At 70.0% G+C, this 14,031-nt stretch carries 16 protein-coding genes; 3 read left to right on the top strand and 13 right to left on the bottom strand.

All coding sequences use genetic code 11. The features are described 5' to 3' along the window. The 12 genes from JUB11_RS11615 to JUB11_RS11560 all read right to left on the bottom strand — a co-directional run bounded on the left by JUB11_RS11615 (position 1) and on the right by JUB11_RS11560 (position 11,404). Complete coding sequence (locus JUB11_RS11615; RefSeq protein WP_207458694.1) at positions 1-1,185, bottom strand: PAS domain-containing sensor histidine kinase; 1,185 nt, start codon at positions 1,183-1,185, stop codon at positions 1-3. Positions 1,186-1,233: 48 nt separating this feature from the next. Beyond that, positions 1,234-2,031, bottom strand: coding sequence for a twin-arginine translocase subunit TatC (tatC, locus tag JUB11_RS11610; RefSeq protein ID WP_207458693.1), 798 nt, complete (start codon positions 2,029-2,031; stop codon positions 1,234-1,236). Next, complete coding sequence (tatB, locus tag JUB11_RS11605) at positions 2,028-2,570, bottom strand: Sec-independent protein translocase protein TatB (protein WP_207458692.1); 543 nt, start codon at positions 2,568-2,570, stop codon at positions 2,028-2,030. The genes tatC and tatB overlap by 4 nt, the downstream gene beginning before the upstream one ends. A 66-nt stretch (positions 2,571-2,636) precedes the next feature. Next, positions 2,637-2,873 carry a twin-arginine translocase TatA/TatE family subunit gene (locus JUB11_RS11600; RefSeq protein ID WP_207458691.1) on the bottom strand — a complete coding sequence of 79 codons (237 nt, stop codon included), beginning with the start codon at positions 2,871-2,873 and terminating at the stop codon, positions 2,637-2,639. Positions 2,874-2,972: 99 nt separating this feature from the next. Then, positions 2,973-4,169: an ABC transporter ATP-binding protein gene (locus JUB11_RS11595; protein ID WP_207458690.1), complete on the bottom strand. Its 1,197-nt coding sequence runs from the start codon at positions 4,167-4,169 to the stop codon at positions 2,973-2,975. Between the two features lie 113 nt (positions 4,170-4,282). Further along, positions 4,283-4,921 carry an SMC-Scp complex subunit ScpB gene (scpB, locus tag JUB11_RS11590; protein WP_207458689.1) on the bottom strand — a complete coding sequence of 213 codons (639 nt, stop codon included), beginning with the start codon at positions 4,919-4,921 and terminating at the stop codon, positions 4,283-4,285. A gap of 10 nt (positions 4,922-4,931) precedes the next feature. Then, complete coding sequence (locus tag JUB11_RS11585; protein WP_207458688.1) at positions 4,932-5,717, bottom strand: ScpA family protein; 786 nt, start codon at positions 5,715-5,717, stop codon at positions 4,932-4,934. Positions 5,718-5,730: 13 nt separating this feature from the next. Continuing rightward, positions 5,731-6,408 carry a site-2 protease family protein gene (locus tag JUB11_RS11580; protein WP_207458687.1) on the bottom strand — a complete coding sequence of 226 codons (678 nt, stop codon included), beginning with the start codon at positions 6,406-6,408 and terminating at the stop codon, positions 5,731-5,733. Positions 6,409-6,453: 45 nt separating this feature from the next. Next, complete coding sequence (gene nagZ / locus JUB11_RS11575) at positions 6,454-7,491, bottom strand: beta-N-acetylhexosaminidase (RefSeq protein ID WP_207458686.1); 1,038 nt, start codon at positions 7,489-7,491, stop codon at positions 6,454-6,456. Beyond that, on the bottom strand, positions 7,478-8,446 hold the full coding sequence (locus tag JUB11_RS33180; protein ID WP_207458685.1) for an SPOR domain-containing protein: 969 nt from the start codon (positions 8,444-8,446) through the stop codon (positions 7,478-7,480). The genes nagZ and JUB11_RS33180 overlap by 14 nt, the downstream gene beginning before the upstream one ends. After that, entirely contained in the window at positions 8,443-10,200 is a 1,758-nt protein-coding gene (gene argS / locus JUB11_RS11565) for an arginine--tRNA ligase (RefSeq protein WP_207458684.1), read from the bottom strand. Before argS ends, JUB11_RS33180 begins: the two co-directional genes overlap by 4 nt. Before the next feature lie 4 nt (positions 10,201-10,204). After that, positions 10,205-11,404, bottom strand: a complete 1,200-nt coding sequence (locus JUB11_RS11560) for a deoxyguanosinetriphosphate triphosphohydrolase (RefSeq protein ID WP_207458683.1) — start codon at positions 11,402-11,404, stop codon at positions 10,205-10,207. 144 nt (positions 11,405-11,548) lie between these two features. Here JUB11_RS11560 and erpA point away from each other — a divergent pair, with 144 nt between their 5' ends. The 3 genes from erpA (at position 11,549) to JUB11_RS11545 (ending at position 13,428) form a co-directional block, all read left to right on the top strand. Further along, complete coding sequence (erpA, locus tag JUB11_RS11555) at positions 11,549-11,917, top strand: iron-sulfur cluster insertion protein ErpA (protein ID WP_207458682.1); 369 nt, start codon at positions 11,549-11,551, stop codon at positions 11,915-11,917. 47 nt (positions 11,918-11,964) lie between these two features. After that, positions 11,965-12,738: an exodeoxyribonuclease III gene (xth, locus tag JUB11_RS11550; RefSeq protein ID WP_207458681.1), complete on the top strand. Its 774-nt coding sequence runs from the start codon at positions 11,965-11,967 to the stop codon at positions 12,736-12,738. Positions 12,739-12,855: 117 nt separating this feature from the next. Continuing rightward, positions 12,856-13,428: a hypothetical protein gene (locus JUB11_RS11545; protein ID WP_207458680.1), complete on the top strand. Its 573-nt coding sequence runs from the start codon at positions 12,856-12,858 to the stop codon at positions 13,426-13,428. 182 nt (positions 13,429-13,610) lie between these two features. On the opposite strand, the gene JUB11_RS11540 is transcribed toward JUB11_RS11545, so the two are convergent. Beyond that, positions 13,611-13,955: a hypothetical protein gene (locus JUB11_RS11540; protein WP_207458679.1), complete on the bottom strand. Its 345-nt coding sequence runs from the start codon at positions 13,953-13,955 to the stop codon at positions 13,611-13,613. Positions 13,956-14,031 lie beyond the last annotated feature (76 nt).

Here is a 14,031-nt window from a genome sequence, read left to right as displayed (position 1 = left end):
TCAGCGGAGCAGGCGGCCGGGCAGCGCGATCGTCACCGTCGTGCCCTGCCCCGGAGCGCTGCGGACCTCCAGCGAGCCGCCATGCAGCTCCGCGATCCGGACGGCGATGGGCAGGCCCAGCCCCGTTCCCTCCGGCGCGCGCCCATGCCCCTGATGGGCCTGACCGAAGGCGCTCAGGGCGACCTCCAGCTCCGCCGGGGTCATGCCGGGCCCGTGGTCGGCGACGCGCAGCAGCGGCACTCCGTCGTCGGCAAGTCCTGCGGACAGGGTGACGGCCATCCCCTCCGCGCTGAAGCGGACCGCGTTGGCCGCGAGGTTCAGGACCGCCTGCTGCAAGCGGCGCGCATCGCCCCTGAGGGTCGGGAAACCGTCGGCGATCTCGACCCGCACCAGGACGCCGCGCGGCTGGGATAGCGGGCGCAGCATGCGCATCACACCGCCCAGAAGGTCGTGGGCCGACACAGGCCCGTCCTCCAGCTCGACGGCGCCGGCCTCCAGCTTGGCATGCTCCAGAATGTCGTTCACGATGGCGAGCAGATGGCGCCCGCTGTCCCGGATGTCCTGGGCATACTCCCGGTAATGAGGATCGCCCAGCGGGCCGAAATCCTCGTGCAGCATCTCCTCGGAGAAGCCGATGATGGCGTTGAGCGGGGTGCGCAGCTCGTGGCTCATCACGGCGAGGAAACGGGACTTGGCGGCATTCTCCTTCTCGGCGCGCTCCTTCTCACGGGCGGACTGGCGGGCGAACTCCTCGAGCGCGAGATAGGCGCGGTGCCGCTCGGTCACGTCCCGGTCCACGCCCCGGTAGCCCAGGAGGCGGCCCTCGGCGCTCAGCAGCGGCACGCCGCCGGTCTCCAGCACGACCTCCGTCCCGTCCTTGCGCAGGTTCACGTTGATCAGGCCGGAAATGGGCCGCCGGGCCGCCACGCAGGCCAGGAAGTCGCGGCGGACGCGCGCGGCCTCGGGCGGGGGCATCAGGTCGAACAGGGTGCGCCCGAGGATCTCCTCCGGCTCATAGCCCAGGAGGTTCCGGCATTGCGGGCTGGTGTAGGTGTAGCGCCCCGAGGCGTCGACCTCCCACACCCAGTCGGAGGTGATCTCGACCAGTTCGCGGAAGCGGTCGCGCTCGCGCCGGATCTCGTCGCCCTCGGTGGGCTGCGAAGTGGGTAAGGGGCCGTCGGTCATGACGGACCGAGGGTAAGGCCTTAGCCCTTAAGAAGCCGTGAAGCGGCCTCAGGCACCCTGCTGCGCGTCGCGCTTCTTCTCGATGAGGCGGCCGATCCAGATGGAAACCTCGTAGAGCGCCAGCAGCGGGATGGCGAGCCCGACCTGGCTGATGACGTCGGGCGGGGTCACGATGGCCGCGAAGATGAAGACGAACACGATCGCGTAGCGGCGCTTTTCGGCGAGCGTCTTCGTGCTCAGCAGCCCGGCGCGGATCAGCAGCGTCAGGAGCACCGGAAGCTGGAAGGCGAGGCCGAAGGCGAAGATCAGCTGCATCACCAGCGACAGATATTCGCTGACGCGCGCCTCGAACTCGATGGGAAGGGCGTCGGTGGTCCCGCCGGGATGGAACTCGAACCCCAGGAAGAAGCGCCATGCCATCGGGAAGATGAGGTAGTAGACCATCGCCCCGCCCAGGAAGAACAGGACCGGCGTGGCCGCCAGGAAGGGCAGGAAGGCCCGGCGCTCGTGCTTGTAGAGACCGGGCGCCACGAACATCCAGATCTGCGAGGCGACGATGGGGAAGGACAGGAAGCAGCCGGCCCAGAAGGCCACCTTCACATAGGTGAAGAAGGCTTCCGTAAGGCCGGTGTAGATCATCCGGCGTCCCTGCCCGGCCAGGATGTCGGCGAGCGGCTGGACCAGGAAATTGTAGATCCGGTCGGAGAAGGCGTAGCAGAGCAGGAAGGCGATGATGATGGCCGCGAAGGCGTACATCAGGCGGTTGCGCAGCTCGACCAGATGGTCGAGCAGCGGCATCTTGCTCTCTTCAAGCTCGTCTTGGGGTTCGCCGGACAACTGGGTCATGCCTGCTTGTCGGTCTCGGTCGGTTCGGTCTGCTTCGCGTCGGCCCTCAGCGAGGGCTTCGGCGCCGCGTCCGAGGGGGCGGAAGCGGCCGGAGCGGACGGTGCCGCTGTTTCAGGGAGTGCGGCGGGCGCCGTGGCCGGGGCCGTGACCGGTGGTTCGGTCGCGGAAAGCGGCTGTACCGACGGCTCCGCCTTGGCGGCCACGGCAGTGTCGGGGCCGTTCTCCGGCGGGCTGCCGGGGTGGCCGCCATTGGGATCGATGTTGAAGGCGTTCTTCAGCTCACCCTTCGGATCGACCGTGTCCTCCATCATCTTCTGGAGGTTCATGTCGCGGGTCTTGAGCGCCTGCTGCCGCAGTTCGTCCAGTTCCGACTCGCGCATCATGTCGTCGATGTGGGTCTGGAACTCGCGCGCGACTCCGCGCGCCTTCCGCACCCACTTCCCGAGAGTGTAGATGGCCTTCGGCAGGTCCTTCGGGCCGATCACCACAAGGGCGATGGCCGCGATGACCATGAGTTCAGACCAGGCAATGTCGAGCATGAATCCTCGGCCTTAAACGCCGCTCCCCCGCCGGGGGAGCGCCTTTCGCGGGCCGGCGGGCACCCGTCAGGTGCGGGCCGGTTCGTCGCGCTTGATGGCCTGGTCGGCGGCAACACCCGGAGCCGGCTGGCTCGACAGGGGCTTGGCGGCGCCATCGGTCTCGTCATCGTCGCGGAGGCCGGCCTTGAAGCTCTTCACGCCCTTGGCGACGTCGCCCATCACCTTCGGCAGCTTGCCGGCGCCGAAGAACAGCACGACGATCACCAGAACGATGACCCAATGCCAGATGCTCGTAAATCCCATGTCACGCTTTCCCAGGCGGCTGCCCCTTCGGCAGCGCGCGCACTATGGCAGAAAGGCCGGGCTGCCGCAACGCCGCGCGGGACCGGCCGGCAGCCGGGCTCATCCGCCGGCGGGCAGCGGAAAGACGAAGGCCTGCCGTGGATCCAGCGCGACCGACACGTAGCTTTCCTCGGGCGGAAGGAACTGCCCGGGCATGCGGGAATGCAGGTGCACCGCACCACCCGTCCCGTCCGGCATGCCCAGATGGATCAGGCTGGTGCGTCCGAGCAGCCGGGCCGCCATGACGCGGGCGAGGTTCGGCATCCCGTTCCCGACCGGCGCCACCGCCACGATGGGGGTCAGCTTCAGCGCCTCAGGCCGGATCAGCACCTCCACCTCGGCGCCGTCGGCGAAGCCGGCAGCCGGGATGCGGCCGAGCGGAGTCTCGACGCCGCCGCCCGCGACCTTGCCGACGATGCGGTTCACCTCGCCGAAGAAGGAGGCGGCGAAGCCGTCCGCCGGGCGGGTGTAGAGATCCACCGGATCGCCGAGCTGGACGATCCGGCCGGCCCGCATCAGGGCGATGCGGTCGGCGAGGAACATCGCCTCCTCCGGATCGTGGGTGACCAGCAGCGTCGCCGCCCCGTTCTGCTTCAGCACGTGCAGGGTTTCGTCGCGCACCTGCTCGCGCAGCCGCGCGTCCAGGCCGGAGAAGGGCTCGTCGAGCAGCAGCACCGCCGGGTTCGGCGCCAGCGCGCGGGCGAGCGCCACCCGCTGCTGCTGGCCGCCGGACAGGTGGTGCGGAAAGGAGTCGGCGTAGTCGGCCATGCCGACCTGGGCCAGCACCTCCAGCGCGCGGGCGCGCTGCTTTCCGGCGGGCAGGCCGGACAGGCCGAAGCGCACGTTCTGCATCACCGACAGGTGCGGGAACAGGGCGTAATCCTGGAAGACGAGGCCGATGCCCCGCCGCTCCGCCGGCACCTCGCCCGAGGGGTCGGCCACGACGCGACCGCCGATCCGCACAGTGCCGCTCTGCAAGGCCTCCAGCCCGGCGGCGATGCGCAGCAGCGACGATTTTCCGCATCCGGACGGGCCGCACAGGCAGAGGATCTCGCCGGCGCCGATGGTCAGGCTGATGTCGTCGACGGCGATGGCGGAGCCATAGCGGTGCGACACCCGGTCGAGCGCCAGGGCCTCGATCGTCACGGCCCCCTTGCCCGGCACGGGACCGAGCGCGTCGAGCGGCACGGTGGCACCTTGCCCCTCGGCTGCGGTCTCCCCGGCGATGCGGCGGTCGGCATTGGCGGAACGGTCCATGGGGATCCGGAAGCTTGATGGGCGGAAGCGCCCCTGGAAATCTTGCGGCGAGGGTCCTTACTAGTCACCCCGGCCCATCGTTGCAAAGAGTTCTTAACAAACCGGCGGCGCCGTCACCCGGGCTCCGGTCCCTCCGCCGGTGCCGGCGGGCGGGCGGGCGCCTCCTCCCCGCCGGACAAGCCGAGCAGGACCGGGCGCGAATCGAGCAGGCCGGCCGCGCGCAGATCCTCCACGCTCGGCAGGTCGCGCAGGGTCTCCAGCCCGAAATGGTCGAGGAAATGGTCCGTCGTGACCCATGTGAGCGGCCGGCCGGGCGTCTCGCGCCGCCGCCCCGGACGGATCCAGCCATGCTCCATCAGCAGGTCGAGCGTCCCCTTGCTGGTGACGACGCCGCGGATCTGCTCGATCTCGGCGCGGGTGACCGGCTGGTGGTAGGCGATGATCGCCAGAGTCTCGATCGCGGCGCGCGACAGCTTGCGGGAGACCTCCTCCTCGGCCCGCAGCTGCGGGCCGAGGTCCAGCGCCGTGCGGAAGGACCAGCCGGCGCCGGTGCGGACCAGGTTGACGCCGCGCGGGGCATAGTGGCGCCGCAGCTCGTCCAGCAGCGCCGGGACGTCGGCACCCTCCCCCAGCCGGCCGGCCAGCGTCTCCTCGTCGAGCGGGTCGGCGGAGGCGAAGAGCAGCGCTTCGAGAAGACGCAGCCGGCCGATCCGCGCCTCGATCTCCTCGTTGTCCGTGACGTCCTGGATCATGGCTCCGGTCTCAGGGTTCCGTGTCGGGCCGCGCGCGGCGGACATAGATGGGGGAGAAGGCACCGTCCTGCCGCAGCTCGACCCGGCCGGCCTTCGCCAGCTCCAGCGTCGCCACGAAATGAGCGGCGAGCGACGACCGGCCGAGCAGCGTGTCCGTGCCGCCGTCGGGCAGGAAGCTGGAGAGCACGGTCCAGTCCGGCACATGGCCGAGCAGCTCGGACAGGCGCCGCACGGCGTCCTCGATGGAGTAGAGGCGCACCGGCGCGATCTGCAGGACACTGCCATCCTTGCGCCGCTTGTGCTCCCCATAGGCCTTCAGCAGATCGTAGAGGCTGACCTCGAACACCGACTTGCGGCGGATGTCCAGATCCTCCGGCGCGCCGCGCGCGAACAGGTCGATGCCCAGCCGGGGGCGCGCCATCAGCTTGGCCGCCGCTTCCTTCATCGCCTCCAGCCGCTGGAGCTGGAAGGCCAGGGCCGCGGCCATGTCCTCGCCCGACGGTTCCTCGCCCGACGGTTCAGGCACCAGCAGGCGCGATTTCAGGTAGGCCAGCCAGGCCGCCATGACGAGATAGTCGGCCGCCAGTTCCAGCCGCACGCGCCGCGCCTCGGCGACGAAGGCGAGATACTGGTCGGCGAGCTGGAGGATGGAGATCCGGGTGAGGTCCACCTTCTGCTCGCGCCCCAACGCCAGCAGCATGTCGAGCGGCCCCTCGAAGCCGTCGAGCACCAGCACGAGCTGTTCCGCCGTGGCCTCCGACGGTGCCGGCGCGGAATCCTCCTCGAAGGCGGTCATGTCGCGCCGGCCCTCAACCGTTTCCGGTGAGGGTCTGGAGCAGGTCGATGACGAAATCCACGGGCGGTCCCAGGACCATGCTCAGGATGCCGAGGTCCACACCGATCTGCCGGCCGATCATCGGCAGCAGGAACAGCGCGAACATCAGGATCAGAATGCCGTAGCGTTCCAGCCGCGCCAGCGGAAAGGCGAGCGCGTCCGGCAGCAGCCCGACCGCGACGCGCCCGCCGTCGAGCGGCGGCAGCGGGATGAGGTTGAACACCATCAGGACGACATTCACCAGCACCGATACCTGGAGCATCAGCCGGAACCAGGATTCCGTCAGGCTTCCACCGGGCTCGGTGAAGCCCCAGAGCAGGACGGACAGGTAGGCGAGCGCCAGGTTGACGCCGGGACCGGCCAGCGCCACCCAGACCATGTCGCGGCGCGGGTTGTTCAGCCGCCCGAAATTCACGGGCACCGGCTTCGCCCAGCCGAACATGAAACCCGTGGTGAAATACATGACGGCCGGCAGGATCACCGTGCCGATGGGATCGACGTGGCGGATCGGGTTCAGCGTCACGCGGCCCAGCCGCAGCGCCGTGTCGTCGCCCAGCCGCCAGGCGGCGAAGCCGTGGGCGGCCTCGTGCAGCGTGATGGCCAGGATCGCCGGAAGGGCGACGGCGGCGATCTGGAGGATCCATTCTTCCACGGGCTTCACACTTTCTCAGGCCAAGGGGCGTTCAGGCCCGGAGGATCAGGCGACCGGACCGGCGAGCAGTTCGGCCATCCGCGCTTCCAGCGCGGGGATGTCCGCCGGTTGCGGCGCGCCGCACAGCGCGCGGGCGTGCGCCCAGCGCCGGACCGCCGCGTCAGACATGGGGGGAACGGCGCGCATGGCCGCCTCCATCTCCTCCATGACGCCGTTGCAGTGGAGCACGATGTCGAGCCCCGCCTCCATCACCGCCCGCGCGCGCTCTTCCATGCCGCCGGCCAGCGCGCCCATCGACAGGTCGTCGCTGAACAGCAGCCCGTCATAGCCGATGGCCGGCCCGCGCACGATGTCGCGGATCACGGTGGCGGAGGTGCTGGCGGGTGCGGCCGGATCGACCGCCGTCATGACGACATGCGCGACCATGGCGAGCGGCAGGTCGGCGAGCGCGCGGAAGGGCGCGAAGTCGGACCGTTCGAGATCCCGGAGCGGGGCGTCGAGGACGGGGAGTTCCGCGTGGCTGTCGGCGAAGGCGCGGCCATGGCCGGGAATGTGCTTGATCACCGGCAGCACGCCGCCGGCCATCAGCCCCTGCGCCGTCGCCCGGGCCAGATCGGCCACGAGGTTCGGGTCCCGCGAGAAGGCACGGTCGCCGATGATGTCGTGGGCGCCCTCCACCGGCACGTCGCAGACCGGCGCGCAGTCCACGTCCACCCCGACATCGCGCAGGCTGTGGGCGAGGAGACGCCCATTGATCCAGGCGGCCTCCAGACCGGCGGCGCGGTCGCGCTCGGCCAGCTCGCCGAAGCGGCGGGCCGGCGGGAAGGAGGGCCAGTGCGGTGGGCGCAGCCGGGCGACCCGGCCGCCCTCCTGGTCGATCAGCACCGGCGCGTCGGCGCGGCCGACGGACTCCCGCATCGCGGCGACCAGCTCCCGGACCTGGTCCGGCGTGTCGCAGTTGCGCCGGAACAGGATGAAGCCGAGGGGATCGGCGTCGCGGAAGAAGCGGCGCTCCTCCGCCGTCAGGACAAGGCCGGCGCAGCCGAGGACGGCCGCGCGGCGACGCGTCTCAGGGACGGACAATCACGCACCCCACATTCTGGGCCTTCAACTGGGCGCAGATCGACCGCGCCTTCGTCTCGTCCACGCCGCTGCCCTGGACGCGGTAATAGATGCCCTTCTCGCCGAGGTCGGCCTTCACGATGGACACGCCGAGCCCGCCGAGCGCGTCCGGGTAACGGCTGGACAGCCGCTTCCACTCGGCGGAGGCCTCGGACTCGCTGCGGACCGACGCGAGCTGGACGCGCCACCCCCCAGCCCCGCCGACGGCGGGCGGCTTCACCGCGGCGGGGGTGACGGCGGGTGCCGCCGCGGCGGGCGGCTTCAGCGAAGCGGGCGCCGGGGCTGGAACCGGGGCGGACAGCGCGGCGACGGCCGGGGGCGGGGCGGGCTTCGGCGCGACGCGGGGCGTTTCCTGAACGGCCGGCGCCGGCGCGGGAACGGCGGCCGGAGCCGCCGCCGGCAGGGACGGCGCCGGGGGCACCGGTTCCGGAGCCGGAGCCGCCGGAACGGCGGCCGGCTCGGGCGGCAGCTCGCGTGGAACGGTGGCGGTGGCGCCGGGCGGCGGGGCCACCTGTGCCAGCACCGGCGCCTGCGGCAGGGGTGGCGGAGCCGGAACCTGCGGCGACACGACCGGACGGGGCAGCGGCTCCTCCGGCGGCGGCAGCAGCCGCTCGACGCCGGGGCGCGTGCCGCCGTCGCTCAGCCGCTCGTAGACCAGCTTGTCCTGGTGGGGCACCTGCATGCCGCCCGGCTGTTCGGGCCGCATCTTGGTGGGGGTGGTGTCGGCGGTCAGCAGCGGGATTCCGCCCTCCCCCACCACGCCGCTCCCGCCGCCGTAGGTCACGACCACGGCGCCCGCGAAGGCGGCGATCCCGACCACGGCGAAGCCCAGCGTGAACAGCCCGCGGCGCGGCGCCGGCGGGGGCCGGTAACCGTAGGGATCCGCGGCGTAGTTCACGTCGCCCTCGAATTTCATGAACGCATCTCCTCCACCGGCTCCACGCCCATGACGCGGAGACCGGACGCGATGACCGTGGCGACCGCCTCGACCAGCGCCAGCCGGGCGAGCGTCACCTCCTCGTCGCCCTCGATCAGGAAGCGCAGCGAGGAATCATCCTTGCCGCGGTTCCAAAGCGCGTGGAAGTCGCCCGCCAGATCGGCGAGGTAGAAGGCGACGCGGTGCGGCTCGTGCGCCTCGGCGGCGGCCTCGACCATGCGCGGCCAGGCCGCCATGCGCCTGACCAGCGCCATCTCCTCCTCCGCCGCGAGGCGTCCGAGGTTGGCCTTGGCGAGGCCGGCGGCGGTCAGGTCCCTGCCCTTCAGAGCCTCGGCCGCGTTGCGCAGCACCGAGCGGCAGCGGGCGTGCGCGTACTGCACGTAGAAGACCGGGTTGTCCTTGGACTGCTCCGTCACCTTGGCGAAGTCGAAGTCCAGCGTCTGGTCGTTGCGGCGGGTCAGCATGATGAAGCGGACGACGTCCTTGCCGACCTCGTCCACCACGTCGCGCAGGGTCACGAAGGTGCCCGCCCGCTTGGACATCTTCACCGGCTGCCCGTTCTGCATCAGATGGACGAGCTGGCAGATCTTCACGTCCAGTTCCGCCCCGTCGGCGGTCACCGCCCTGGTCGCCGCCTGCATGCGCTTGATGTATCCGCCATGATCCGCACCCCACACGTCGATCAGCGAGGCGAAGCCCCGCGTGAACTTGTCGTGATGGTAGGCGATGTCGTTGGCGAAATAGGTGTTCGATCCGTCGGACTTTTTCAGGGGACGATCGACGTCGTCGCCAAACTGGGTCGCGCGGAACAGCGTCTGCGGGCGCGGCTCCCAGTCCTCGGGCTTCTTGCCCTTGGGCGGCTCCAGCACGCCGACATAGATCAGGTCACGGTCTTCCAGCGTCCGCAGCGCCTTGTCCACAGCCCCGGCCTCGACCAGACCGCGCTCGGAGGTGTAGACGTCCATGCGGATGTTGAGGGCACCGAGATCCTCCTTGATCCATTCCATGATCATGGCGATGGCGAAGTCGCGCACGGCGGGCAGCCACTCCTCCTCCGGCACGCCCATCCACTTGCGGCCGTCGCGCTCGGCCAGCGCGGCGCCGACGTCCTTCAGGTACTCGCCCGGATAGAGACCGGCCGGAATCTCGCCGACCGTCTCGCCCAAGGCCTCCTGGTAGCGCAGATAGGCGGAGCGGCCGAGCACCTGCACCTGGGCGCCGGCGTCGTTGATGTAATATTCGCGGGTGACCGCGTAGCCCGCCTTCTCCAGCAGCGAGGCCAGCGCGTCACCGAACACGGCGCCGCGCCCGTGCGCCGCGTGGAGCGGGCCGGTGGGGTTGGCGGAGACGTACTCGACGTTCACCGGCTGGCCGCGCCCGAGATCGCTGTCGCCGTAGGCGGAGCCCGACGCCAGCACGTCGCGGACGCGGTCGCGCCAGACATCCGGCGCCAGCCGCAGGTTGACGAAGCCGGGACCGGCGATCTCGACGCTGGTCACGTCCGCGCGGGCCCGCAGCTTCGCGACCAGCAGTTCCGCCAGCGCGCGCGGCGGCTTGCCCGCCGGCTTGGCGAGGATCATCGCCGCGTTGGTGGACAGGTCGCCGTGGGACGCCTCGCGCGGCGGCTCCACCGTCAGGCGGCTGGTGTCGAGCCCGGCGGGGATCTGGCCCTCGGCGGCCAGCTCCTCGACCAGGGTGCGGATGTCGTTCTCGAACGCCTTGAAAATATTCATCGCTTTAGGTCTTGGCATCCATGTCGAAAAGGCGGCCGTATTCGGCCAAGGCGTAGCGGTCGGTCATGCCGGCGATGTAGTCCGCGACGGAGCGGGCCAGCACGGCGCGGTCTTCCCCGCCGCCCTTGGCCCGGATCTCCTCCTGCCATTGGGTCGGCAGGGTGTCCGGCTCGTTCATGAACAGCTCGAACAGCGCGGTGACCACGCGCTTGCACTTGCTCATCTCCCGGTTGACCCGGTAGTGGCGGTACATGCGCCGCCGCAGGAACGCGCGCAGCGGGCGCTGGGCCTCCTCCATGGCGGCGGAGAAGCTGACCATCGGCAGCGGCAGGGCGCGCAGCTCGGCGGCCGAGCCCGGCTTGTGCTCGGCGAGGCGGCGGCGCGTCTCAGCCATCAGGTCGGACACCATGGCGTCGATCATGCGCCGGATCGTCTCGTGGATCAGGCGCGGGCGTTCCAGGTTGGGGTAGCGGTCGCAGACCTGCCGGATCACCGGCCCGACCAGCGGCAGTTCCGCCACCTCCTCGACCGTGAACAGACCGGCGCGCAGCCCGTCGTCGATGTCGTGGTTGTTGTAGGCGATGTCATCGGCCAGTGCCGCCACCTGCGCCTCGATGCCCGGGTTGGTGTGCAGTTCCAGGTCCCAGGCGTCGCGGAAGGCGGCGATGGTGACGGGCAGCGCTTCCCCCTCCTTCAGGGGCAGCAACGGGCCGTTGTGCTTGACCACGCCTTCCAGGGCTTCCCAGGTGAGGTTCAGCCCGTCGAAATCGGCGTAGCGGCGCTCCAGCTGCGTCAGGATGCGCAGGGCCTGGTCGTTGTGGGAGAAGCCGCCATGCTGCGCCATGCAGGCGTGCAGCGCGTCCTCCCCCGCATGGCCGAAGGGGGTGTGGCCCAGGTCGTGGGCGAGCGCGACCGCCTCCGCCAGATCCTCGTTCAGGCCCAGCGCCCGGCTGATGGAGCGCGCGATCTGCGCGACCTCCAGGCTGTGGGTCAGGCGGGTGCGGTAATAGTCGCCCTCGTGATAGACGAAGACCTGCGTCTTGTATTTCAGCTTCCGGAAGGCGCCGGAATGGACGATGCGGTCGCGGTCGCGCTGGTGGCACGAGCGCGATGGGCTTTCCGGCTCGGCGACCAGCCGCCCGCGCGTCTGCGCCGGGTTGCAGGCATGGGGCGCCAACCGGGCCTGGAGTGTGTCCGCCGTCATGGCGCGGACACTAGCCCCGGAGCCCTTGCCTTGGCAACCGGCAAGGGCGCATCAGGGCCGCGCTGTCAACACTTTGACGCGGGCGGGCCACCGCCTTACATAGGAGATTGAGAATTTCGGCTTCCGACGCTGAGGACCACGACCATGCCCGATACGGCACTTCCCGCGGACGTCACGGCCGGCGGCCGTGTGCTCCACATCAGCGACAGCGCCGCCAGGCGCATCGCCTTCCTCGCCAACCATGAGGGCAACCCCGCCCTGATGCTGCGCCTGACGGTGTCGGGCGGCGGCTGCTCCGGTTTCCAGTACGGGTTCGGCTTCGACGCCAACGCCAACGAGGACGACCATGTGTTCGAGAACAACGGCACGAAGGTCGTCACCGACGATGTATCGCTCGACCTGCTGGCGGGATCCACTCTCGACTATGTCGAGGATCTGATGGGCGCTTCCTTCCAGATCAAGAACCCGAACGCCAGTTCGGGCTGCGGCTGCGGCAACTCCTTTGCCGTCTGAACTTTCGCCTCTGAACCAAGAACAACAATAAGGTCTGGGCTAACGCCGTGATCATCGCCACCTGGAACGTCAACTCGGCGAAGGCCCGCCTTCCCAACATCACCGACTGGCTGCGCGCCGCGTCCCCCGACGTGGTCCTGTTGCAGGAGATCAAGTGCGAGACCGCCGCCTTCCCGGCGGCAGCCTTCGAGGAGCTGGGCTACACCGTCACCGCCGTGGGGCAGAAGGCCTACAACGGTGTGGCGATCCTGTCCAAGGCGCCGCAGGAGGACATCCTCACCCGCCTGCCCGGCGAGCCGGAGGACGAGCAGGCCCGCTATGTCGAGGCGACGATCAACGGCGTCCGCATCGCCTCGCTCTATCTTCCCAACGGCAACCCGGTGCCGGGCGAGAAGTTCGCGTACAAGCTCCGCTGGATGGACCGGCTGCACGCCCACGCGCGCGAGCTGCTGAAGCGGGATATCCCCTTCGTGCTGGGCGGCGACTACAACATCATCCCCGAGCCGCGCGACGTCTACAGCCCCAAGGCCTTCGCCGGCGATGCCCTGTTCCAGCCGGAATCCCGCGCCAAGTTCCGCGCGCTGATCAACCTGGGCCTGACGGAGGCCTACCGGGCGCTGCACGACGACGACCACGCCTACAGCTTCTGGGACTATCAGGCGGGAAGCTGGCCGCGCGACAACGGCCTGCGCATCGACCATTTCCTGCTGTCGCCCCAGGCCGCCGACCGGCTGGTGGAGTGCCGGATCGACCGCGGCCCGCGCGGTGCGGAGAAGGCGTCCGACCACACGCCGGTGCTGGTCGAGCTGCGCGACGCCTGACGCCCTTCGCGCATCCCACTCCTCACGCAAAATCTTAACGCCCGACGGTTACAAGCTTGAACGGGGCCGTGCGCGGCGCGCCGTCCCCCATCCCCGGACAGGCTGGGACAGGCGCCGATGAGTTGGAACGCGGACGACAGCCGCAAAGAGCTGCAAGCGATGCTGGGCGCCATCGAACGGCAGGCGACCGACCTGCTGGCCCTGGCCGGGCAGGCCCAGCGCGACATGGATGGCAACCGCTTTTCCTCCTTCCTCACCTTCCGCAAGAAGGTGGAGGAGGTGCGCGCCCTGCTGATCCTGACGGAGGAGCGGCTGAAGGCGTCGCATGACCCGAAGCTGCTGGATCTCCATGCGGAGTTCGAGCGGATGGATCTGCTGCTGACCAGCCTGTTCGCCAAGTCCACCCGCGATTATTTCGCCAACATCCGCGAGGACCAGGCCCTGCCCATCGGCGCCCGCGAGCTGTTCGAGCCGGAGTTGCGAATCCTGGAGGAAACCCTCGCCAAGCTGAGCCGCCCGCCCTACGCCGACCGCGTGGCGCCGGGCCTCCTGACCGATCTGGAGGAAACCGCCGGGCTGATCAGGAAGACGCTGGACCGCGCGCCCAGCCTGCCCGACTTCTCCGACGCGGAGTCCATGCCCAAGCCCCTGCGCCGCCTGCGACGCCTGGGCAGGCCCATCCGGAGCTGAGCCACCGGGCATTGCGGGGGAACGGCTTTCCATTGGCCGGAATTTTTCCGGGACGCGCTTGTCCGCGCCGGACCGGGCACACAGACTTGATGCGTTAGTAGCCTACCCAGCAGCGACCTTACGGCCCGCCGGCCCCAAGCCGGCGGGTTCTTTGTTTGCGGCGCCTTCGTCACGGGCGAGGGTCAGCGTGACAGGCCATCGCGGCGCAGCCGGTCGTTCATGGCCTCCGACTGCCGGAGTTGCCGCAGCCGGTCGGCCCGGTATTCCCAATAGCCCTGGTTCGGATCGTCGAGTTCCCGCCAGCCCCGCACCGTTCCCTGCCGTTCCGACCAGGGATCGCCGGCGGCGATTCCGGACCCGAGGATTGACCGGTCGTCGGGCGCCGGGGTGAGGTTGCCCGTGTAGTTCGGGCTGCCGTAGGCATCCCGGTACTGGTCGAGCGGGCTGATGACCTGGGACTGCGCTGCCGTGGGCAGAAGCAGGCAAAAGGCCGCGGCCGCGAGGCCGGGACGGAATCGGGTGAACATGGCGCACCTCCTCCCCCGAAGACAGCGCCGCCCGGCATTTGTTGCCGCACCCCCACCGAAGAGCCCGCCCAAAGAG

Source organism: Azospirillum sp. SYSU D00513, from assembly GCF_017356015.1.
GTDB lineage: Bacteria > Pseudomonadota > Alphaproteobacteria > Azospirillales > Azospirillaceae > Azospirillum.
The sequence above is the reverse complement of the archived record's forward strand: the minus strand, read 5'-3'. Positions and strand labels throughout refer to the sequence as shown.

Bases quoted from the DNA above. Each gene is read 5' to 3' on its own strand.
- JUB11_RS11615 (WP_207458694.1), bottom strand. From the start codon at position 1,185: ATGACCGACGGCCCCTTACCCACTTCGCAGCCCACCGAGGGCGACGAG.
- tatC (WP_207458693.1), bottom strand. From the start codon at position 2,031: ATGACCCAGTTGTCCGGCGAACCCCAAGACGAGCTTGAAGAGAGCAAG.
- tatB (WP_207458692.1), bottom strand. From the start codon at position 2,570: ATGCTCGACATTGCCTGGTCTGAACTCATGGTCATCGCGGCCATCGCC.
- JUB11_RS11600 (WP_207458691.1), bottom strand. From the start codon at position 2,873: ATGGGATTTACGAGCATCTGGCATTGGGTCATCGTTCTGGTGATCGTC.
- JUB11_RS11595 (WP_207458690.1), bottom strand. From the start codon at position 4,169: ATGGACCGTTCCGCCAATGCCGACCGCCGCATCGCCGGGGAGACCGCA.
- scpB (WP_207458689.1), bottom strand. From the start codon at position 4,921: ATGATCCAGGACGTCACGGACAACGAGGAGATCGAGGCGCGGATCGGC.
- JUB11_RS11585 (WP_207458688.1), bottom strand. From the start codon at position 5,717: ATGACCGCCTTCGAGGAGGATTCCGCGCCGGCACCGTCGGAGGCCACG.
- JUB11_RS33180 (WP_207458685.1), bottom strand. From the start codon at position 8,446: ATGAAATTCGAGGGCGACGTGAACTACGCCGCGGATCCCTACGGTTAC.
- argS (WP_207458684.1), bottom strand. From the start codon at position 10,200: ATGAATATTTTCAAGGCGTTCGAGAACGACATCCGCACCCTGGTCGAG.
- JUB11_RS11560 (WP_207458683.1), bottom strand. From the start codon at position 11,404: ATGACGGCGGACACACTCCAGGCCCGGTTGGCGCCCCATGCCTGCAAC.
- erpA (WP_207458682.1), top strand. From the start codon at position 11,549: ATGCCCGATACGGCACTTCCCGCGGACGTCACGGCCGGCGGCCGTGTG.
- JUB11_RS11545 (WP_207458680.1), top strand. From the start codon at position 12,856: ATGAGTTGGAACGCGGACGACAGCCGCAAAGAGCTGCAAGCGATGCTG.
- JUB11_RS11540 (WP_207458679.1), bottom strand. From the start codon at position 13,955: ATGTTCACCCGATTCCGTCCCGGCCTCGCGGCCGCGGCCTTTTGCCTG.